General features: G+C 64.2%; 15 protein-coding genes. 7 read left to right on the top strand and 8 right to left on the bottom strand.

Annotated elements, in window-relative coordinates:
* Positions 1-37 precede the first annotated feature (37 nt).
* The 3 genes from pyrH to rpsB form a co-directional block, all read right to left on the bottom strand.
* Complete coding sequence (pyrH, locus tag DK391_RS14380) at positions 38-751, bottom strand: UMP kinase (protein ID WP_109478632.1); 714 nt, start codon at positions 749-751, stop codon at positions 38-40.
* 244 nt (positions 752-995) lie between these two features.
* Positions 996-1,877 (bottom strand): translation elongation factor Ts, encoded by an 882-nt coding sequence (gene tsf / locus DK391_RS14375; RefSeq protein ID WP_109478631.1) that lies wholly within the window; start codon positions 1,875-1,877, stop codon positions 996-998.
* A 188-nt stretch (positions 1,878-2,065) separates the two neighbouring features.
* The gene (gene rpsB, locus DK391_RS14370; protein WP_109478630.1) at positions 2,066-2,818 is read right to left on the bottom strand and encodes a 30S ribosomal protein S2; all 753 of its coding nucleotides are present in this window, start codon (positions 2,816-2,818) and stop codon (positions 2,066-2,068) included.
* A gap of 434 nt (positions 2,819-3,252) precedes the next feature.
* Between rpsB and map the strand changes: the two genes are divergently transcribed.
* The 4 genes from map to DK391_RS45710 all read left to right on the top strand — a co-directional run bounded on the left by map (position 3,253) and on the right by DK391_RS45710 (position 8,776).
* Positions 3,253-4,065, top strand: coding sequence for a type I methionyl aminopeptidase (gene map / locus DK391_RS14365; protein ID WP_109478629.1), 813 nt, complete (start codon positions 3,253-3,255; stop codon positions 4,063-4,065).
* Positions 4,066-4,090: 25 nt separating this feature from the next.
* Positions 4,091-6,670, top strand: a complete 2,580-nt coding sequence (locus DK391_RS14360) for a [protein-PII] uridylyltransferase (protein WP_109478628.1) — start codon at positions 4,091-4,093, stop codon at positions 6,668-6,670.
* A 310-nt stretch (positions 6,671-6,980) separates the two neighbouring features.
* Positions 6,981-8,045: a hypothetical protein gene (locus tag DK391_RS45715; protein ID WP_343225419.1), complete on the top strand. Its 1,065-nt coding sequence runs from the start codon at positions 6,981-6,983 to the stop codon at positions 8,043-8,045.
* Entirely contained in the window at positions 8,045-8,776 is a 732-nt protein-coding gene (locus DK391_RS45710) for a pseudouridine synthase (protein WP_343225418.1), read from the top strand. Before DK391_RS45715 ends, DK391_RS45710 begins: the two co-directional genes overlap by 1 nt.
* An 86-nt stretch (positions 8,777-8,862) precedes the next feature.
* Here the strand turns inward: DK391_RS45710 and def are convergent, their stop codons facing one another.
* Both def and ligA read right to left on the bottom strand, forming a co-directional pair.
* Positions 8,863-9,396 (bottom strand): peptide deformylase, encoded by a 534-nt coding sequence (def, locus tag DK391_RS14350; RefSeq protein ID WP_109478626.1) that lies wholly within the window; start codon positions 9,394-9,396, stop codon positions 8,863-8,865.
* The gene (ligA, locus tag DK391_RS14345) at positions 9,393-11,390 is read right to left on the bottom strand and encodes an NAD-dependent DNA ligase LigA (RefSeq protein WP_109478625.1); all 1,998 of its coding nucleotides are present in this window, start codon (positions 11,388-11,390) and stop codon (positions 9,393-9,395) included. The genes def and ligA overlap by 4 nt, the downstream gene beginning before the upstream one ends.
* A gap of 316 nt (positions 11,391-11,706) precedes the next feature.
* Between ligA and DK391_RS14340 the strand changes: the two genes are divergently transcribed.
* The gene (locus tag DK391_RS14340; RefSeq protein ID WP_239482818.1) at positions 11,707-12,573 is read left to right on the top strand and encodes a lysophospholipase; all 867 of its coding nucleotides are present in this window, start codon (positions 11,707-11,709) and stop codon (positions 12,571-12,573) included.
* A gap of 129 nt (positions 12,574-12,702) precedes the next feature.
* Here DK391_RS14340 and DK391_RS14335 read toward each other — a convergent pair whose 3' ends face one another.
* From DK391_RS14335 to DK391_RS14325, 3 genes are all read right to left on the bottom strand, one after another.
* Positions 12,703-13,947 carry a cell division protein ZipA C-terminal FtsZ-binding domain-containing protein gene (locus DK391_RS14335; protein ID WP_109478624.1) on the bottom strand — a complete coding sequence of 415 codons (1,245 nt, stop codon included), beginning with the start codon at positions 13,945-13,947 and terminating at the stop codon, positions 12,703-12,705.
* Positions 13,948-14,118: 171 nt separating this feature from the next.
* The gene (gene smc, locus DK391_RS14330) at positions 14,119-17,637 is read right to left on the bottom strand and encodes a chromosome segregation protein SMC (RefSeq protein ID WP_109478623.1); all 3,519 of its coding nucleotides are present in this window, start codon (positions 17,635-17,637) and stop codon (positions 14,119-14,121) included.
* Positions 17,638-17,744: 107 nt separating this feature from the next.
* The gene (locus DK391_RS14325; protein WP_109478622.1) at positions 17,745-18,722 is read right to left on the bottom strand and encodes a DMT family transporter; all 978 of its coding nucleotides are present in this window, start codon (positions 18,720-18,722) and stop codon (positions 17,745-17,747) included.
* 461 nt (positions 18,723-19,183) lie between these two features.
* Between DK391_RS14325 and dapC the strand changes: the two genes are divergently transcribed.
* Both dapC and dapD read left to right on the top strand, forming a co-directional pair.
* A complete protein-coding gene (gene dapC, locus DK391_RS14315; RefSeq protein ID WP_109478620.1) occupies positions 19,184-20,401 on the top strand; it encodes a succinyldiaminopimelate transaminase in 1,218 nt (405 codons plus the stop codon).
* A 93-nt stretch (positions 20,402-20,494) separates the two neighbouring features.
* Positions 20,495-21,322: a 2,3,4,5-tetrahydropyridine-2,6-dicarboxylate N-succinyltransferase gene (gene dapD, locus DK391_RS14310; protein ID WP_109478619.1), complete on the top strand. Its 828-nt coding sequence runs from the start codon at positions 20,495-20,497 to the stop codon at positions 21,320-21,322.

The following is a 21,322-nucleotide window of genomic DNA, read 5'->3' as shown; positions in this document are numbered from 1 at the left end:
TGAGCCCGCGTTCAAGCCCACAGACGTGAAAGAGAGTTTACACGTGGACGAGGGTGCCTTCGTCCTCGCCCTGCACGATGCGCTTGAGCGCGCCCGGCTTGACGATGGAAAACACGCGGATCGGCAGCTTCTGGTCGCGGCACAGCGCAAACGCCGTCGCGTCCATGACCTGCAGGTTGCGGCCGATCGCCTCATCGAAACTGATGGTCGTGTAGCGCGTTGCCGACGGGTCTTTCTTCGGGTCGGCCGAGTAGACGCCGTCTACCTTGGTCGCCTTCAGCACGACTTCCGCACCGACTTCCGAGCCGCGCAGTGCAGCCGCCGTGTCGGTCGTGAAGAACGGGTTGCCCGTGCCGGCCGCGAAAATCACGACTTTGCCCTCTTCCAGCTGACGGATCGCGCGGGGACGGATGTACGGCTCGACCACCTGGGCCAGGCGCAGCGCCGACTGCACGCGCGCCTCGATGCCGGCGTGACGCATTGCGTCCTGCAGCGCCAGCGCGTTCATCATCGTGGCCAGCATGCCCATGTAGTCAGCCGTTGCACGGTCCATGCCCGCTGCGCCGCCCGCCACGCCGCGGAAGACGTTGCCGCCACCGATCACCACCGCCAGTTGCGTGCCGAGCCGCACCACCTCGGCCACGTCCGCCACCATTCTTTCGATCGTCGCGCGATTGATGCCGAACGCATCATCGCCCATGAGGGCTTCGCCAGAGAGTTTGAGGAGGACGCGTTTATAGGCAGTGGGCATAGAGATATCCGGATCGCGCTGAGCAGGGCAAAAAAGCCGCCAAACAACAAGGCACTAACTGTAGGGGTGAAATACGGGTTCGGGCAAGCGCCGCCAAATTGACGCGCCTCAACGATGGGTCGAGGCCCGCCAGCTGGCGGCTGCAGCACACCTTTCGTGCGCGCAGCCCGAGGGGCGCTGCCGACCGCGGCGAAGTCCAGCCCCGCCGCGGGTGAAACGTTACTGAGTGAAACTTAAACGACGCTTATTGTTGCTTTGCAGCAGCAACTTGCGCAGCGACTTCAGCAGCGAAGTCGTCCTGACGCTTTTCGATGCCTTCGCCGACCACGAACAGCGAGAACTTCTGCACGCTCGAGCCAGCTGCCTTCAGCATCTGTTCGATCGTCTGCTTGTCGTTCTTCACGAACGGCTGGTTCAGCAGCGACACTTCCTTCAGGTACTTCTGCACCGAGCCGTCGACCATCTTGGCGACGATTTCAGCCGGCTTGCCCGATTCAGCAGCCTTCTGTTCAGCGATGCTGCGTTCCTTGGCGATCAGATCAGCCGGAACGTCGTCCGACGACAGCGAGACCGGCTTCATGGCCGCGATGTGCATCGCGACGTCCTTGCCGACCTGCTCGTCTGCGCCCGTGTACTCGACCAGCACGCCGATACGCGTGCCGTGCAGGTACGCAGCCAGCTTGTTCGACGTTTCGAAGCGTGCGAAACGGCGGATCGACAGGTTTTCACCGATCTTGCCGACCAGCGCCGAGCGCACTGCGTCGACCGTCGAGCCGTCCAGCGGCAGCGCCGACAGCGCAGCGACGTCAGCCGGGTTTTGCTTGACGATGAGTTCGGCGACCTGCTTCGTGAAGCCGATGAAGTCGTCGTTCTTCGAAACGAAGTCGGATTCGCAGTTCAGTTCGACGATTGCGCCGACGCCGCCTTCGATGAACGAAGCGATCACGCCTTCAGCCGTGACGCGCGATGCAGCCTTGCTGGCCTTGTTGCCCAGCTTGACGCGCAGCAACTCTTCCGCGCGCGCCATGTCGCCGTCGGCTTCCGTCAGCGCCTTCTTGCATTCCATCATCGGCGCGTCGGTCTTTGCGCGCAGTTCTGCCACCATGCTTGCGGTAATTGCCGCCATCATTCGCTCCTTGAGTCTGTCTGTCACACGCCGCCCGCATTCGATGCCGGCGACAGAATTTCGTTTCCGCGCAACGCACAAATTTTCGCGCGCTGCCGCGTGCCCGTTTTGGCACGCACATTCAGATCGTCGCGACTAAAAAAAAGGGGACTATAGAGAGCCCCCTTTTTTGCCGGACACAGGGTGCTTTACGCTTCCCCGTTGACCTCAACGAACTCGTCGCCGTCGGTGCCGCGGACAGCTTGCACGACTTCGTTCACTGCGTTTGCACGACCTTCGACGATCGCGTCAGCCACGCCTTGCGTGTACAGCGCGACTGCCTTGCTGGCGTCGTCGTTACCCGGGATCACGTAATCGATGCCTTCCGGCGAGTGGTTCGTATCGACCACAGCGATAACGGGGATGCCCAGCTTGTTCGCTTCCGTCACAGCGATCTTGTGGTAGCCGACGTCGACCACGAAGATTGCGTCAGGAATGCCGCCCATGTCCTTCACGCCGCCGATCGACTTTTGCAGCTTGGCGATTTCGCGTTCGAACAGCAGCGCTTCCTTCTTGCTCATCTTTTCGAGCTCGCCTGCTTCGACTGCCGCTTCCATATCCTTCAGGCGCTTGATCGAAACCTTCAGCGTCTTGAAGTTGGTCAGCATGCCGCCGAGCCAGCGTGCGTTCACGAACGGCATGCCAGCGCGCAGCGCTTCTTCAGCGATCGTGTCGCGCGATTGACGCTTCGTGCCGACGAACAGGATCGTGCCGCGGTTCGCTGCCAGTTGACGCACGTACTTCAGTGCGTCGTTGTACATCGGCAGCGTCTTTTCGAGGTTGATGATGTGAATCTTGTTGCGATGGCCGAAAATGAAGGGGGCCATCTTGGGATTCCAGAAGCGCGTCTGGTGACCGAAGTGGACACCGGCTTCCAGCATTTGACGCATGGTAACTGCCATGAAAATCTCCGCTAGGGTTGGGTCTTAAGCCGGCTGCCGTATCCGCCGCGCCGTCTTCACCACACTTTGGGAAGACCTGACGCCGCGAACACCCTGGGTGCGCCGGCTTGCGAATCTCGTGAATTGCGGCACACGCCACCGTTGACGAGGAAAGCCCGCCGTCTGACTGATTCCGCGATGCGAACATCGCAGATATTCAAACTGACGATTGACTTAGCCAAAGAGTATAGCACGCGAGCATTGCAGGACTCAACCTGCCCTGGTCGCTCCCGGTTGCACCTCGGTGTGGGAAACCAGCCCGGCCGTCACGGCATCCTTGCCTGGTGTGAGCACGCCCGGCGTGCGCCCCGCTCGCCCGAACAGCCCGCAAAGTCCTGCGATCGCGTGAATAAGGTGCGATAATTACACGATAACCCGCATTTCAGGCCCGACTCATGGCTATTACGCTCAAAAACGAAGACGATATCGCGCAAATGCGCATCGCCGGACGGCTCGCGAGCGAAGTGCTCGACTACATCACGCCGTTCGTCAAACCCGGCGTCACGACGGGGGAACTCGACCGCCTGTGTCACGAATACATGACGAACGTGCAGGGCACGGTTCCCGCGCCGCTGAATTACCAGCCGCCCGGCTATCCGCCGTTCCCGAAGGCCGTCTGCACGTCGGTGAACGACGTGATCTGCCACGGCATTCCCGGCGACAAGGCGCTCAAGAACGGCGACGCGCTCAATATCGACGTCACCGTGATCAAGAATGGCTATTACGGCGACACGAGCCGCATGTTCATCGTCGGCGAAGGTTCGATCATGGCGAAGCGCCTCGTGCAGACCACGTACGAATGCATGTGGCTCGGCATCGAGCAGGTGCGCCCCGGTGCGCATCTCGGCGATATCGGCTATGCGATCCAGAAGCACGCGGAAGGCCTCGGCTATAGCGTGGTGCGCGAGTATTGCGGCCACGGCATCGGCCAGGTGTTCCACGACGAGCCGCAGGTGCTGCACTACGGCCGCCCCGGCACGGGCATCGAATTGCAGGCGGGCATGATCTTCACGATCGAGCCGATGATCAACGCCGGCCGTCGCGATATTCGCACGATGCCCGACCAGTGGACCGTCAAGACCAAGGACCGTAGCCTGTCCGCGCAGTGGGAGCACACCATTCTCGTCACGCCGACGGGCTATGAGGTGCTGACGGTGTCCGAAGGCACGCCCGCGCGTCCGCAAATCGTCGCCGCCGCCACGGCCTGATCCTCTTCGTCGCCACCTGCCGCCTATGAGTAGCGTTCCCGCTGTCGCCCATTTCGATGCCACGTCTCTCAAGGCGGATTACAAGGTGGCCAAGACCCCGCTGCTCGAGCGCTTCAAGACAGCTACCAATGTCGACACGTTGATGCGTGCGCTCGCGCGCATCACGGATGACGCGTTGCGCGGCGCATGGACCGCGTGCGAATTGCCCGACACGCTGGCGTTGTTGGCCGTCGGTGGTTACGGGCGCGGCGAACTGGCGCCCCACTCCGACATCGACATTCTCGTGCTGCTGCCCGACGAACCGATGCCGCATCTGGATACGCGCATCGAACGCTTCATCGGGCTGGCTTGGGATCTCGGGCTGGAACTCGGCAGCAGCGTGCGTACCGTGTCGCAATGCATCGAGGAAGCGGCCGCCGACGTCACCGTTCAGACCTCGTTGCTCGAAGCGCGGCGCATCGTCGGCAGCGCGGCACTGTTTGAGGGGTTTTCTCAGCGTTACCGCGAGGCACTCGATCCACGTGCGTTCTTTCAGGCGAAAGTCCTGGAAATGCGACAGCGTCATGCGAAATTCCAGGACACGCCCTACGCGCTCGAACCGAACGTCAAGGAAAGTCCGGGCGGTTTGCGCGATCTTCAACTGAGTCTGTGGATTACCCAGGCAGCCAACTTTGGCAGCAGCTGGCGCGAACTGGATGCGCGCGGCCTGATCACCGACCGCGAAGCGCGCGAACTGCGCCGCAACGAAGGTTTCCTGAAAGCGCTACGCGCGCGCTTGCACGTGCTGGCTGGACGCCGTCAGGACATTCTGGTGTTCGATCTGCAGACGGCGCTCGCCGAGAGCTTCGGTTTCAAGGCGACGTCCACACGCCGCGCCAGCGAGCAGCTGATGCGCCGCTACTACTGGGCCGCCAAAGCCGTCACGCAGCTCTCGACCATTCTGATCCAGAACATCGAAGCGCAACTTTTTCCTAGCACGAGCGGTATCACGCGCGTTCTGTCCGATCGGTTCGTCGAGAAACAGGGCATGCTGGAAATCGCACGCGATGACGTGTTCGAGCGCGAGCCGAACGCGATCCTCGAAGCTTTTCTGCTCTACGAACAGACGCCCGGCGTGAAAGGGCTGTCGGCGCGTACGCTGCGCGCGCTCTACAACGCGCGCGACAAGATGGATCAGCACTGGCGGCGCGATCCTGAGAACCGTCGCCTGTTCATGGAAATCCTCAAGCAGCCGGCGGGCATCACGCACGCGATGCGTCTGATGAACCAGACCAGCGTGCTGGGGCGTTATCTGCTGAATTTCCGCCGTATCGTCGGACAGATGCAGCACGATCTGTATCACGTCTATACCGTCGATCAGCACATCCTGATGGTTCTGAGGAACATGCGCCGCTTTGCCGTTGCCGAGCACGCGCATGAATATCCGTTCTGCAGCCAGTTGATCGCAAACTTCGAGCGTCCGTACCTGTTGTACGTCGCGGCCCTTTTTCACGATATCGCGAAAGGCCGTGGCGGCGATCACTCCACGTTGGGCATGGCCGACGCGCGCCGCTTCTGCCGCGAACACGACATCTCCGCCGACGACACCGCGCTCGTCGTGTGGCTGGTCCAGCACCATCTGACGATGAGCCAGGTCGCGCAGAAGCAGGACACGAGCGACCCGGAAGTGATCAAGCGTTTCGCTGAACTGGTCGGTACCGAGCGGAATCTGACGGCGCTGTACCTGCTGACCGTCGCCGATATTCGCGGCACCAGCCCGAAGGTCTGGAACACGTGGAAAGGCAAGCTGCTCGAAGATCTGTACCGCGCGACGCTGGCCGTGCTCGGCGGCGCCCGGCCCGATGCGCACTCGGAACTCAAGACGCGCCAGGAAGAAGCGCTCGCGCTGCTTCGGCTCGAAACGGTGCCCGAAAACGCGCACCGTGCGCTGTGGGACAAGCTCGACGTCGGCTATTTCCTGCGCCACGACGCCGCCGATATCGCGTGGCAAACGCGCGTACTGTACCGCCATGTCGAAACGGAGACGCCGATCGTTCGCGCGCGGCCGTCCCCGATTGGCGAAGCATTGCAGGTGCTGGTCTACGTGAAAGACCGCCCCGACCTGTTCGCGGGCATCTGCGCGTATTTCGACCGCAATGCGCTGTCCGTGCTCGACGCACGCGTCAGCACCACCCGTCACGGCTATGCGCTCGACAATTTCCTCGTCGCGCATACGGAACGTGACGTGCACTACCGCGACATCGCCAACCTCGTCGAACAGGAACTGGCGGAGCGCCTGAGGGCGGAAGGCACGTTGCTGCCGGACCCGTCGAAGGGCCGTCTGTCGCGCCTGTCGCGCACATTCCCTGTGACGCCGCGCGTCGACCTGCGGGCCGACGAACGCGGCCAGTACTACATCCTGTCCGTGTCGGCCAACGACCGGCCGGGCCTTCTTTATTCGATCGCGCGCGTGCTGGCCGAGCACCGGGTCGGCGTCCATGCGGCGCGGATCAATACGCTCGGCGAACGCGTCGAGGACGTGTTCCTACTCGACGGACACGGTCTCTCGGACAACCGTCGACAAATCCAGGTTGAAACGGAGCTGCTGCGCGCGATCGCAGTGTGAGATTTCATGCGAGTCAAATTGACAGCCAAGCATCCGCGGCCGGCTACGTCCGAACGCGCCCCTGTGCGTTCGGGCAGTAGCACGGCACGCAAGCCGACGCGGCCTGCCGCGCCGGCGAAAACTGCCTCTTCGAAGCCGCCGCGCGATGGCGCCGGTGCCAGAGGTGCGTCGGGCGAACGAGGCGAGCGACGCACACCGTCGGATCGGCCTTCGCGGGGTGCGGCTTCGGCGGGTGCGGGCGAACGGGCGCCGCGTTTTTCACGGGATGGTGAGGAGCGGCGTAGCGCGCCGCGGTTCTCTCGTGATGGCGATGAGCGCCGTGCGCCTCGCGCTCCGCGTGAAGGTGATGAGCGTCGTAGCGCGCCGCGTTTCTCTCGTGATGGTGATGAGCGTCGTGCGCCTCGCGCTCCGCGTGAAGGTGATGAGCGTCGTAGCGCGCCGCGTTTCTCTCGTGATGGCGATGAGCGTCGTGCCCCTCGCGCTCCGCGTGAAGGTGACGAGCGTCGTAGCGCGCCGCGTTTCTCTCGTGATGGTGATGAGCGTCGTGCGCCTCGCGCTCCGCGTGAAGGTGACGAGCGTCGTAGCGCACCGCGTTTCTCTCGTGATGGCGACGAGCGCCGTGCGCCTCGCGCTCCGCGTGAGGGTGATGACCGCCGTAGCGCACCGCGCTTTTCCCGTGATGGCGATGAACGCCGCGCACCTCGCGCTCCGCGTGACGGTGACGAGCGCCGTAGCGCGCCGCGCTTCTCTCGTGATGGTGATGAGCGTCGTGCCCCTCGCGCTCCGCGTGAGGGTGATGACCGCCGTAGCGCACCGCGCTTTTCCCGTGATGGCGATGAACGCCGCGCACCTCGCGCTCCGCGTGACGGTGACAAGCGCCGTAGCGCGCCGCGCTTCTCTCGTGATGGTGATGAGCGTCGTGCCCCTCGCGCTCCGCGTGAAGGCGACGACCGCCGTAGCGCACCGCGCTTCTCTCGCGACGGCGATGAGCGCCGTACACCTCGCGCTCCGCGTGAGGGCGACGAGCGCCGTAGCGCACCGCGCTTCTCTCACGATGGCGATGAGCGCCGTAAACCTCGCGCTCCGCGTGAAGGTGACGAGCGCCGCAGCGCCGACGCAGACGCCCCGCGCAGCGAGCGCGTCTACGCAAAACCCGTTAAGTCTTCATACGAAGATCGCAGCACGGAAGCCGCACCCCGCGCGACGAAAGCCAAACGCGACCCGCGCGCGATCGAGGATAGCTTCGATCGTCCGGCACGCTTCGACCGCCCGGCCGAAAAGCCCGCGCGCAAGCCCCGCCCGGAAACCGCACCGCGTCAACGCGACGAAGGCGAATACAACGACGCCCCCGGCACTCTGCGCCTGTCGACGCTGATGTCCGAACTCGGCCTGTGCTCGCGCCGCGAAGCGGACGAGTGGATCGAAAAAGGCTGGGTGACGGTGGACGGCGTCGTCGTCGATACGCTCGGCACGAAGGTCCGCCCCGACGCCGACATCCAGATCGATCCCGCCGCGCAAGCCATGCAGCTAAAGCAGGTGACGATCCTCATCAACAAGCCGGTCGGTTTCGTGTCGGGTCAGGCGGAAGACGGCTACGAGCCGGCCGTGACGCTCGTCAAACCCGAAAACCGCTGGGACGGTGACCACACGGATACGCGCTTCTCCGCTGCGCATTTGCGCCAGCTGGCGCCCGCAGGCCGCCTCGACATCGACTCGACCGGTCTGCTGGTGCTCACGCAGGACGGTCGGATCGCCAAGCAGCTGATCGGCGGGCATTCGGAAGTCGACAAGGAATACCTGGTGCGCGTCACGTACGGCGATGTCGAAACGGATGTCGAACATGCGTTCCCAGCAGAAAGCCTCGAGATGCTGTGCCACGGCCTCGAACTGGACGGCGTACCGCTCAAGCCCGCCGAAGTCAGCTGGCAAAATGGCGAGCAACTGCGCTTCGTGCTGCATGAAGGCAAGAAACGCCAGATCCGCCGCATGTGCGAACTGGTCGGCCTGTATGTGGTCGGCCTCAAGCGCGTGCGCATGGGCGGCGTGATGCTCGGCGCGCTGCCGCCGGGCCAGTGGCGCTATCTGGGTCCGGACGAGTCGTTCTGAGCATGACCGTGCCGCGTCAGCATCGACACGGTATGAACGTAAAAAAGCCCGCATGCGCGGGCTTTTTTCTTATCTGCGTCTGAAGATCAGTCGTCCGCATTCGGATCCAGATCGGGGAACAGCACCTCGGTAAAGCCGAACTTCGAGAAATCCGTGATCCGCATCGGATAAAGCTTGCCGATCAGGTGATCGCATTCGTGCTGAACCACGCGCGCGTGAAAGCCTTCAGCGACGCGATCGATCGGTTTGCCGAACTGATCGAACCCGTGATAGCGGATCATCGACAGACGGCTCACCGCGCCACGCAAGCCCGGCACCGACAGACAACCCTCCCAGCCCTCTTCCGTATCGAGCGAGACGGGCGTGATGGTCGGATTGATCAGCACCGTTTCCGGCACAGAAGGCGCATCCGGGTATCGCTCGTTATGACCGAAACCAAAGATCACCACCTGAAGATCGACGCCGATCTGCGGCGCAGCGAGTCCGGCACCGTTGGCGTCGTGCATCGTCTCGAACATGTCGCGCACGAGTTCGTGCAGTTCGGGCGTGTCGAAATGATCGACGGGCTTGGCGATGCGCAACAGGCGCGGATCGCCCATCTTGAGGATGTCGTGAATCATGTTGTGTGCCCCTCCAGGAGCTTACGCATACCATCTTCGTCGAGCACGGGGATACCGAGTTCCTCGGCTTTCGCGAGCTTGCTACCCGCTTCCGCCCCCGCCACCACGTAATCGGTCTTCTTCGATACCGAACCGGCCACTTTCGCGCCAGCCGCCTCCAGCAACTCTTTGGCTTCGTCACGACCCATGGTGGGCAGCGTGCCCGTCAGCACCACCGTCTTGCCCGCCAGCACACCCTGCGGCGCCGTCGGCGCGGGCGGCCCTTCCGGCCAGGTGACCTTGCCGGGCGCGCGCAACTGCTCGATGACGGTTCGGTTGTGCTCTTCGGCGAAAAACTGGTGAATCGCTTCGGCGACGATCGGCCCGACGTCGTTCACTTCCAGCAGTTCTTCGACCGTCGCGTCCATGATGGGCGTCCGCGCGCCGAAATGCTTCGCGAGATCTTTCGCGGTGGATTCCCCGACATGCCGGATGCCGAGCGCGTAGATAAAGCGCGCGAGCGTGGTGTGTTTGGCCTTTTCGAGCGAATCGATGAGGTTCTGCGCGGACTTCTCCGCGAAGCGGTCCAGTTCGGCAAGCGTCGCGAAGCCGAGATTGAAGAGATCAGCGGGCGTGCGCACCAGATTCAGATCGACGAGTTGATCGATGATCTTCTCGCCCAGGCCGTCGATGTCGAGCGCACGGCGCTGCGCGAAGTGCCACAACGCCTGCTTGCGCTGCGCCGGACAGAACAGGCCGCCCGAGCAACGCGCGATGGCTTCCTCCGGCAGACGTTCGATCGCCGCTCCGCACACGGGACATTGCGTCGGCATCACGACTTCGGCGGCATCAGCGGGACGCCGATCGAGCAATGCGCCGACCACTTCGGGAATCACGTCGCCCGCGCGTCGCACGATCACCGTGTCGCCGATGCGGATGTCCTTGCGCCGCACTTCGTCTTCGTTATGTAGCGTCGCGTTCGTCACGGGCGCACCGCCGACGAACACCGGCTCGAGCCGCGCGACAGGCGTAATGGCGCCCGTGCGGCCGACCTGCACGTCGATGGCGAGGAGCTTTGTCAGCGCTTCCTGAGCCGGGAACTTGTGCGCGAGCGCGAAGCGCGGCGCACGCGATACGAAGCCGAGCGCGTCCTGCTGGTCACGCCGGCTCACCTTGTAGACCACGCCGTCGATGTCATACGGCAGCTTGTCGCGCTTCTCGCCGACCTTGTGGAAAAAACCGAGCAAGCCTTCCGCGCCTTGCACGACAGCGCGCTCGGTGTTCACGGGCAAGCCCATCTCGTGATACCAGTCGAGCAGTTCGCTATGCGTGGCAGGCATCTCGGTGCCATCGAGCACGCCGATCCCATACGCAAAAAACGACAGCGGCCGTTGCGCCGTAATCTTCGAATCGAGTTGCCGCAAGCTGCCCGCCGCGGCGTTGCGCGGATTCGCGAACTCGCGTTGCTCGGCCTCACGTTGGCGCTGGTTCAATTTGTCGAAATCGCGCTTGAACATCAGCACTTCGCCGCGCACGTCGACCAGCCTCGGCACACGCTTGCCCTTGAGCCTGATAGGAATCGAACGGATGGTGCGCACGTTCTCCGTCACGTCTTCGCCCGTCGCGCCGTCGCCGCGCGTGGACGCCTGCGTGAACTGGCCGTCCACGTAGCGCAGCGAGATGGCGAGCCCGTCGAATTTCAGTTCGCACGCGTAATCGACAGGTGTCTGTTCCAGCGCATCCGACACGCGCTTGTCGAACGCGGCGATGTCCTCGTCCGAAAAGCCATTGTTCAGCGACAGCATGGGCATGTCGTGCACGACGGGCTGAAAGCCGCTCGCCACTTCGCCGCCGACGCGCTGTGTGGGCGAATCCGGCGTGATCAGATCGGGGTGGTCGCTTTCGATCTGCTGCAGTTCCTTGAACAGCCTGTCGTACTCCGCGTCGGGCAAATCCGGCTGGTCGAGCACGTAGTACGCGTGGTTCGCGCGTTCGAGCTCGTCGCGCAGCCACAAAGCCCGCTCGGCGGGTGCGCTGGTTGCTGGATCAGGGACTTTGGTTCGGGCCGTGCTGTCGGCGTTTCGGAGAAGGTAACGGGATGTCAGATTATCTCAGGAAGCGCTTCCCGTGGCATCGACCGAATGGGCAGTTTCGTGCGCATGCAAACCCATGCGGAATACTTCCTGCCGGATTCCTACAAGCCCTGGCCGGATAGCCAGTGCGCGGCGTTAAACGTTGACAGTGCACAGCCCGCAATGCGACCTTGTCGCCTGCCGTCCATCGTGTGCTTCGATCTTCGACCGCACGCATCGACTGGGAGAAAACGCCGCCATGTCCGAGTCCGTCTTGCGCTTCGAATTCCGCAGCGTATTCCGCTTTGCCTTCCATCTTGTCCGCCGCCTGCTGATGCTGCTGGCGGCCCTCGCCGTCCTGCATGCGCCCGCCGCGATGGCCGGCGAGCAGGTCGTCAGCGTGCCGCTCGCGCAAGGCGGATCCATCTCGTATCTGCTCACGCAACAGGATGGCAGCACGCCGCACTGGGTACTCGTGATGTTTCCGGGCAGCGCCGGTGATCTCGAACTGTCGCAGCAATCTGACGGCGCGATCAGCATGCGCGAGAAGAACAACTTCCTGATCCGTTCGCGCGAGAGGTTCGTGGATGCGCAGTTCGCCACCGCAATCGTCGACGCGCCGTCCGACCAGCCCGGCGGCTATTCCGACGCGTTCCGTGCATCGGCGCGCTCGGCGCAGGATCTCTCGCAGGTCGCGGCCAGCCTGCGCAGCCGCTTCCCTCAGGCGAAACTCGTGCTGATCGGCACCAGCCGGGGCACGATCTCGACAGCGTATGTAGGCCGCTCGCTGCCCGATGTGTGGGACGCCGTCGTGCATACGTCGACGCTCAGCAGTCCCGCGCGCGGTCAGGCGACGCCGCTGATCGGCTTCGACTATGGCTCGATCCACGCGCGGCAGCTATTCGTCCAGCATGCCGATGACGGCTGCTTTCTTTGCTCGTATGAAGCACTCAGGCGCATCGCGGAAAGCGGTCAATACGCGCTGATTACCGTGCACGGAGGTGACGTGCGCAGCAAACCCTGCGACGCACTCTCGCATCACGGGTTCTACGGACGGGATGAGGTGGTGGTGACCGCGATCAAGGCGTGGATCAGCGGACAGCCCTGGCAGGATGATGTGGGGTGAATGTGTTCGTCGCGCGCGTGCGTAGGGTTGGCGTTCTTGCCTTGGCTGCTTGGCTTGGGCCAACAAACCGAAGCCGGAGCTCGACCACAGCTTCCGGCCAGCTCCGACACCCCAACGCGCGACGCGTGCTTACTGGCTAAACAACCGCCGCGTCGCGGGCGATCCAGCCGGAATCCCCGCCTGCTCGAGCTTCGCGTAAAGCGTCATCAACTGCTTCTCGCTCGCCAGCAGCGCGCTCTCGGGCAACGGCCGGCGGCCATCGTCCACCACGCGCCCGCCAATGCGCTCAGCCAGCGACTTCGCGTAATCGCACATCAGGCGGAACGGCAGAATGTCTTCGTCCGCGACGGGCACATCGAGCACCAGCGTAATCATCTGGCCGCCCTTGTACGTGAGGTCATCGCGCAGGAAGTTGGTGTCGCCAAACTGCAGCATGAACACCGGGCTTTGCTTGCCGTCGAGCTTGACGAAGCGCGTGCCGTCGCGCGACAGCAGCAACCCATCCTGCGACGCCACCGCCTGCACATAGTTTGCCGACCATGGCGCGCCATCGGACAGCACGTTGATCGACAACTGGGCGTCGCATTGCGCAGCAAAGCCGTCGAGCTCGCGCGCCATCGACACCGTTTCCATCATGTCGGGGAATTCAGGCGATGCATCGAGCGCATCGGCGAACTGCTGGACGCCCGTCACGAACTCGGAGAACTCCAGTTCGTTGAGCGGGCCGCTGCGGTTGGCCAACTGCGCTGCCGCGCGCAAGTCTTCATAGCGCACGCCGTTCTGCAGCAACTCCCACGTGCTGCTGCCTTCCGGCTTGCCTTCGATATGGACGGGCTTGCTGCCCGCGCGGCGCAGACGCTGCGCAAGCGGCAATACCTTGTCACCCGTCACGGGAGCCGACAGCCGGATCGGCACGATGCAGTCGATACGCCGATCGACAATCGCGGGCGGCGCCGACGAAATCGTCGTCGCGGCGGGCAGGATCGGCTCGTTGCGTTCCTCGTCGTCGGCGAGTGGCTCGGCAGCAGCCTGCTGCACGGCCTCTTCGTCTTCGGGGAAACCATTCGGCGTGGTGCTTTCAGCCTGGATATCCGCGGGTGTGTCGAGCGGCGCGGCGCCGCCGAACGTCGGCTCGACGCGCGCGGCTTCGGCCTGCTCACCCGCAGCAGGCTCGCGGCGTGTCGTCGGGCGCGCCGGTTCGATGAAAGGGCTTTGCTCCACGTGGTCTTCGCGCGCGAGCGGCTCCGCCGCATCGGCGGGCATCGGCCGCGGCATCTTGCGGCGCACCTTCGCACCCTGCCACGCGTTGTAGACCACCACACCCCCGACCACCACGGCGCCCGCGCCGATCAACCCGAGTGTCAACTCGTCCATGCACGCTCCATCTGCGTTTCTTTTCGTCGCGGCACGCAACGCCTGGTTCGCGCGGCTGGCAGGCACACCTGAAGTGACGCACGCCGCCGCTGCGGGCACCTGCGCGCAGCGAATTCGATTCTGTTTCAGCAACACCCGTGCACGGCCAGAGCGGCGCACGCGGGTGGACGTTTAAACGATATTCTGCACAAACCCTGCAGCCGTTTCCATGTCGACAGCCACGATCCGCGATACGCCCTGCTCCTGCATCGTCACCCCGATCAGCTGCTGCGCCATTTCCATCGCGATCTTGTTGTGCGAAATGAACAGGAACTGTGTCTTGGCCGACATCGCACGGACGAGGTTCGCGAAACGTTCGGTGTTCGCGTCGTCGAGCGGCGCGTCCACTTCGTCCAGCAAACAGAACGGTGCGGGGTTCAGCTGGAACATGGCGAACACGAGCGCGGTTGCCGTCAGCGCCTTCTCGCCACCCGACAACAGGTGAATGGTCGAGTTCTTCTTGCCTGGCGGCTGCGCCATCACCTGCACGCCGGCGTCGAGAATCTCGTCGCCCGTCATGATCAGCTTCGCCTGGCCGCCGCCGAACAGACGCGGGAACAGTTCGCCGAAGTGATGGTTCACCTGATCGAACGTGCCTTGCAGCAGCGTGCGCGTTTCCTGGTCGATCTTGCGGATCGCGTCTTCGAGCGTTTCGATCGCGTTGGTCAGGTCGGCCGATTGCGCGTCGAGGAAGTGCTTGCGCTCCGTCGCCGCCTTCAGTTCGTCGAGCGCGGCCATGTTGACGGGGCCAAGCGCGGCGATCGCGTTGTTGATGCGCGTCACTTCGCCCTGCAGGTACGACGGCTTCATGTCCGACGTGAGCTTGGCCTGCAGTTCGGCTTCGTCGACACCCGCTGCCGTCAGCTGCTCGATGAACTGCTCGGCGTTCAGGCGCGCGGCCTGTTCCTTCAACTGCAACTCGGTGATACGGTCGCGCAACGGCTGTAACGAGCGTTCGGCGGTCAGGCGCTGTTCATCGGCGGCACGCAGCTTCGCGGTCAGATCGTCGAGTTCGAGACGCGCGGCATGCAGCGCTTCTTCCTTTGCGCGGCGAATGTCGAGGGCATCCTGCAAGCCCGTGTGCGCGGTCTGTTCGTTGATCGTTTCGAGTTCGGCGCGCGCATCTTCGAGCGAGCCGGCCACGCGCTCGCTCTGCTCGTGCGCCACCTGAATGCTGCGCCGGAGTTCGTCGATACGGTTGGCCATGTTGCGCGCGGCAAAGCGTGCATCGGTGGCGGCGCGGTCGAGTTCGCGGGCTTCGTTGCGGGCGTTGCCCAGTTCTTCGTCGAGCGATTCGAACGCGAGCTGATTGTCTTCGAAACGCGCCTGCAATTCGGCGAGTTCGGCATCGTGACGCTCGAAGTTCGCTTCCGATTCGGCGCGCAGCGCACGCTGCTCGTCGACCTGCGCGGTGATCTCTTCGAGTTCCTCGCTGATCTGCGTGCTGCGCTGCGTGTAGCGCTCATGCGCCTGCGTGAGCTTGAGCACGTCCATTTGCAGCGCGTGCACGCGCTGGGTCGCGCGCTCGGCCTGCTGGCGTACTTCCGTCAATGCATTCGATGCCTGCGTGTGCGCGGCTTCCGCGCGAATCGCAGCGGCCTTCGCTTCTTCAGCAAGCAACGCTTGTGCACGCACCTGACGCGTGAGGTTTTCGATTTCCTGCTGACGAGCCAGCATGCCGGCCTGCTCGGAATCGGCGGCATACAGCTGCACGCCGACGCGGGTCACCACGTGACCCGCCTTCACGACGAACATGCCGCCTTCGGGCAGTTGCGCGCGCATCGACAGCGCTTGCGGCAGATCATCCGCAACAAACGCGTGGCCGAGCCAGTCGTTGAGCACGGCCCGGATGCCGGCATCGTCGATACGCACCAGCGACATCAATGGCCGCAGCGACGCGGGCGCAGCAACCGGCTGACCAGCAGCAGGCGGCGCGTAGAACGCGAGCTTGGCGGGCGGCGCATCGCTGACGAAGTGCTTGACCCAATCCAGATTCGACACTTCCAGCGCAGCCAGGCGCTCGCGCAGAATCGATTCGAGCGCGGTTTCCCAACCGGCTTCGACATGCAGCTTCTTCCACAGACGCGGCAGCGCGCCCAGTTCGTGCTTGTCGAGCCACGGCTGGATCTTGCCTTCCGTCTGGACGTTTTCCTGCAACTGGCGCAGCGCGGCGAGGCGTGCTTCCAGCTGATGGATCTGCGCGCTTTCCGATTGCACCTTCTCCTGCGCGGCGCGGCGCTCGCCGTCGAGACGCGGCAGCGTGTCCTGCGCGTCGGCGAGACGTTCCTGCGCCTCACGCAGAATCTCTTCGTGCTCGACCAACTGCATGCGCAGTTCTTCGAGCTGCACTTCATCCGGCGCGTCGAGACCGCCCGCTTCCGTCTTCAGACGTTCCTGACGCTGCTGCAACTGCTGCAGTTGCTGATCGGCGTTGCGCTGATGCGCGGCTTCGAGCTTGATCGCCTGCTCGGTCTGCGCGATACCGGCGCGTTCCTCGTTCAGTTGCGACTGCGCATCGCGCCAGCGCGCTTCGAGCGCGGGCATCGCGTCGTGCTTCGCGGCGGCCGATTCTTCGGCGATGGCGGCTATCTCGTCGCCTTCCGAAAGCTGCATTTCGGCATCTTCCAGATCGTCCTGAGCCTTTTGCGCCTGCGCAAGCCACTGCTCGCGCTGCGCCGTCAGCGCGGCGATCTGCGCCTGCACGCGGTTGCGCGATTCGACGATGAACTTGATCTCGGCTTCGAGTCGGCTCACCTCGGCGGTCGCTTCGTACAGCGCGCCTTGCGCGCCCTGCATCGCGTCGCTGGCCGAATAGTGCGCAACACGCAGCGTTTCGAGCTGCGCTTCGACTTCGCGCAGCTTCGCGGTATGTGCTTCGAGGTCGATCTGTGCCTGCTCGATCGCGCGCTTCTGCTTGTCCTGCTCGGTGCCTGCCTCGTTCTTGCGCAAAAGCCACAGCAGACGCTGCTTCTCTTCGCCTTCGGCCTGCAGATCCTTGAACTTCGTCGCGACGACAGCCTGCGCTTCGAGCTTTTCCAGATTCGCCGTGAGTTCGCGCACGATGTCTTCGACACGCGTCAGATTTTCACGCGTATCGTGCAGACGGTTCTCGGTTTCGCGGCGGCGTTCCTTGTACTTCGACACGCCCGCGGCTTCTTCGAGGAACACGCGCAGTTCTTCGGGCTTCGCCTCGATGATCCGCGCGATCATGCCCTGCCCGATGATCGCGTACGCGCGCGGCCCGAGGCCGGTGCCGAGGAAGATGTCCTGGATATCGCGGCGACGCGCGGGGAGATTGTTGATGTAGTAGCTCGAGGTGCCGTCGCGCGTCAGCACGCGCTTGACGGCGATTTCGGCATACTGGCCCCACTGTCCGGCGGCACGGCCGTCGGCGTTGTCGAACACGAGTTCGACGCTGGCACGGCTGCCCGGCTTGCGCGCCGTCGAGCCGTTGAAGATCACGTCCTGCATCGACTCGCCGCGCAGCTCCGAGGCGCGCGATTCGCCGAGCACCCAGCGCACGGCATCGATGATGTTGGACTTGCCGCAACCATTGGGACCGACCACGCCAACCAGCTGGCCCGGAACCTGGAAATGCGTGGGATCGACGAATGACTTGAAGCCAGCGAGTTTGATCGAGGTCAGACGCACGGCGATTTCGCTGTTTGAAAGTATTTATGGAAACGGAACGCGCGATCCCGCTGCGATTCCGGCGCCGCGGCGCGCCCTACGCTGCGCCGCCGGCCAATGAGGAGGAATCATACCATCGCGCGCGGGCGATTCTTACCGTCGCCATCCGCCTTTCCTTCGGCGTCCGCCCCGGCCGGCGCGCCGGGCTTCGTGCGATGCACCCAGCTCGACAGCGCGGAGGCCAGCACGATGCACGCGCCGCCCGCCCATTCGCGCGGGCCGGGCACTTCCCCTGCGAACAGCCACGCCGAGAGCGCCGTCACGACGATCTCGAACAGCATGATGATCGATGCGCGGTTGGCGGGCACACGTGCCAGCCCGAATTGGACCAGCATATTGTTGGACGCGAGCACGAGGCCGATGGCAAGCACCAGCCAGGCCGCCGTGCCGAGGTGCGCGCCCGTCGGCGGCGTGGGCATCGCTTCGAACAGCGTCGCGCACGCGCCGAAGATTGCCGCGCCCGCGAAGATCACGGCCGTGCGCATCTCGCCGCGCATATCGGGCAGTTCGCGGCTGATCCGCACGATCAGCACGTTGCTCATCGCGAACGACATGCCCGCCACCAGGCCCGCCCATTCGGCGAGGCTGCCCGGCACGGGCAAGCCGAGCTGCGGCGACCACAGCATCATCATCGCTCCCGCCAGCGACAGCGCGGCCAGCCCCGCGCCCGCCCACGTCAGCCGCTCGTGCAGCACGTAATGGGCGAACAGCGCGGTCCATGCGGGCGTCAGATAGAACAGCAGCAGCACGCGCATCACCTGTCCGTGAATCGCGCCCCACACGAAACCGAGATTGGTGATGCCCGCGAACAGCGCGAGCGCGGGCAGCAGCCAGTGCCAGCGGACCGGCTTGAGCGCGCTCCGGCGCACCAGCAGCACGAACAGGCAGCCCGCGCCGCTCGTCAGTGCACTGGCGGCCGTGCCCGTCACGCCGAGCGCGTTGAGCATGCGCAACGGGTACCAGACCATGCCCCAGACAGAGGCGCCCATCATGATCGCGAGCGTCGGCCACGCGTGGCCGAATGTGTTGCGAAGCGGGTGATTCATCGGGCGGCGCTCCCGGCGTCTGCCGTGTTTTCTTTGCCCGTTGTGATGTCCAGCCTGTGTTGCATGACTTCCTTGCCTTGTGTGTTGCCAGCCACGGCGGCGCGTGGTCGCTGCCTGCCGATGCCGTTGAATTCCTGAACGCCGCGTTCGCTGCGTCCGCTTACTGCCCGCATTCTGTCTCCTGTTCGTCTGTGCGCACCTGAGGTGCGTCACGCCGTGCGAGGCGCCGGCAGTACGCGCACCGCGCCGGCAAAGCCTTGTCCACTCGGACGATGCGCGATGCCCCGGCTCGCCGGCACGCTATAATCATTCGCTCGTCGACGGGACTGCGCCGCTGCTTCGATGCCACTGCATCCACGGCCCTGCGCACGCGTTCCGTCTTGCGCCGTCTTCACCCGTGTCTGCCTGTGTCAGCGCGACCATCCGTCCCGCAACACGCCGAATCTACGCCGAACCGCCAAGTGAATCCGCTACTCGACACCCTTCAGCCCTATCCCTTCGAAAAGCTGCGTCTGCTCTTCAAGGACGTCACGCCGCCCGCCAGTCTGCCGCATATCAGCTTCGGCATCGGCGAGCCGAAACACCCGACGCCCGAGCTGATCAAACAGGCCGTGATCGATTCGCTCGGCGGCCTCGCCTCGTATCCGCTCACGCTCGGCACGCCGGCGCTGCGCGAGGCGATTGCGAAATGGGTCACGACGCGCTACCACCTGCCGCCTGTCGATCCCGCCACCCAGGTGCTGCCCGTGGCCGGCTCGCGCGAGGCGCTGTTTGCGCTCGCACAAACGGTGATCGACCCGAAGAAAAACGCGCAGGGCGAGCCTGCGATCGTACTCTGTCCGAACCCGTTCTATCAAATCTACGAAGGCGCGGCGTTGCTGGCAGGCGCGCAGCCGTATTTCGCCAATAGCGATCCGAAGCGCAACTTCGCGTGCGACTACTCGGCCATTCCCGCCGATATCTGGGCGCGCACGCAGCTGCTGTACGTGTGCTCGCCGGGCAACCCGACGGGCGCCGTGCTGACGCTTGACGACTGGCGCGAACTGTTCGATCTGTCGGATCGTCATGGCTTCGTGATCGCGTCGGACGAATGCTATTCGGAGATCTATTTCGACGAGGCGCGCCCGCCGCTCGGCGCGCTGGAAGCGGCGCACAAGCTGGGCCGTGGCTTCGAGCGGATCGTCGTGCTGTCGAGCCTCTCCAAGCGCTCGAACGTGCCGGGCATGCGCTCGGGCTTCGTCGCGGGCGACGCGGCGATTCTCAAGCAGTTCCTGCTATACCGGACCTATCACGGCGCCGCCTTGTCGACGGTGTACCAGTCTGCGAGCATTGCTGCGTGGAGCGACGAAGCGCACGTGCGCGAAAACCGCGCGATGTACGTGCAGAAGTTCTCGACCGTCACGCCGATGCTCGCGGAAGTCCTCGACGTCAAACTGCCCGACGCCGCGTTCTACCTGTGGGCGAATGTCGCGCGCACGGGCCTGTCGGATGACGAGTTCGCCCGCCGCCTGTACGCCGACTATAATGTGACGGTTCTGCCCGGCTCGTATCTCGCGCGCACCGCGCACGACACGAATCCCGGCCGCGATTTTGTCCGCCTCGCGCTGGTCGCGGGCGTCGACGAATGCACGGAGGGCGCACGGCGCATCGTCGAGTTCTGCCGTTCACTGAAAGCCTGATTCCGGCATTACTCAACCGCGCGAGGAGCGCCGCCGCTGCGCTCCGCCCTCATCCGCTTTCCGATTTCAACCTCTCGAAAGAGCACCACGAACATGTCGCAACAACTTCAGCAGATCATCGATACCGCCTGGGAAAACCGTGCCGAACTGTCGCCGAAGGCCGCACCCGCCGACGTGCGCGAAGCCGTCGCGCATGCCATCGAGCAACTGGACAAGGGCGCGCTGCGCGTCGCCGAAAAGAAGGATGGCGACTGGGTCGTCAACCAGTGGCTGAAGAAGGCCGTGCTGCTGTCGTTCCGCCTGGAAGACAACGCGCCGATGCCTGCTGGCGGCTTCTCGCAGTTCTACGACAAGGTGCCGTCGAAGTTCGCCAACTACACGGCTGAAGACTTCGCCGCAGGCGGCTTCCGCGTGGTGCCGCCCGCCGTCGCGCGCCGTGGCTCGTTCATCGCGAAGAACGTCGTGCTGATGCCGTCGTACACCAACATCGGCGCGTATGTCGATGAAGGCACGATGGTCGATACGTGGGCCACCGTCGGCTCGTGCGCGCAGATCGGCAAGAACGTGCACCTGTCGGGCGGCGTGGGCATCGGCGGCGTGCTGGAACCGCTGCAGGCCAACCCCGTCATCATCGAAGACAACTGCTTCATCGGCGCACGTTCGGAAGTGGTGGAAGGCGTGATCGTCGAAGAGAACTCGGTGATTTCGATGGGCGTGTACCTCGGCCAGAGCACCAAGATTTTCGACCGCGAAACGGGCGAAGTGACGTACGGCCGCATCCCGGCGGGCTCGGTGGTGGTCGCGGGCAACCTGCCGTCGAAGGACGGCTCGCACAGCCTGTACTGCGCCGTCATCGTCAAGAAGGTCGACGCGAAGACGCGCGCCAAGGTCGGCCTGAACGAACTGCTGCGAGGCGACTGA

The organism is Paraburkholderia sp. C35, from assembly GCF_003121405.1.
In the GTDB taxonomy this organism is placed as follows: domain Bacteria; phylum Pseudomonadota; class Gammaproteobacteria; order Burkholderiales; family Burkholderiaceae; genus Paraburkholderia.
This window is presented reverse-complemented; position numbering and strand designations above follow the sequence as displayed.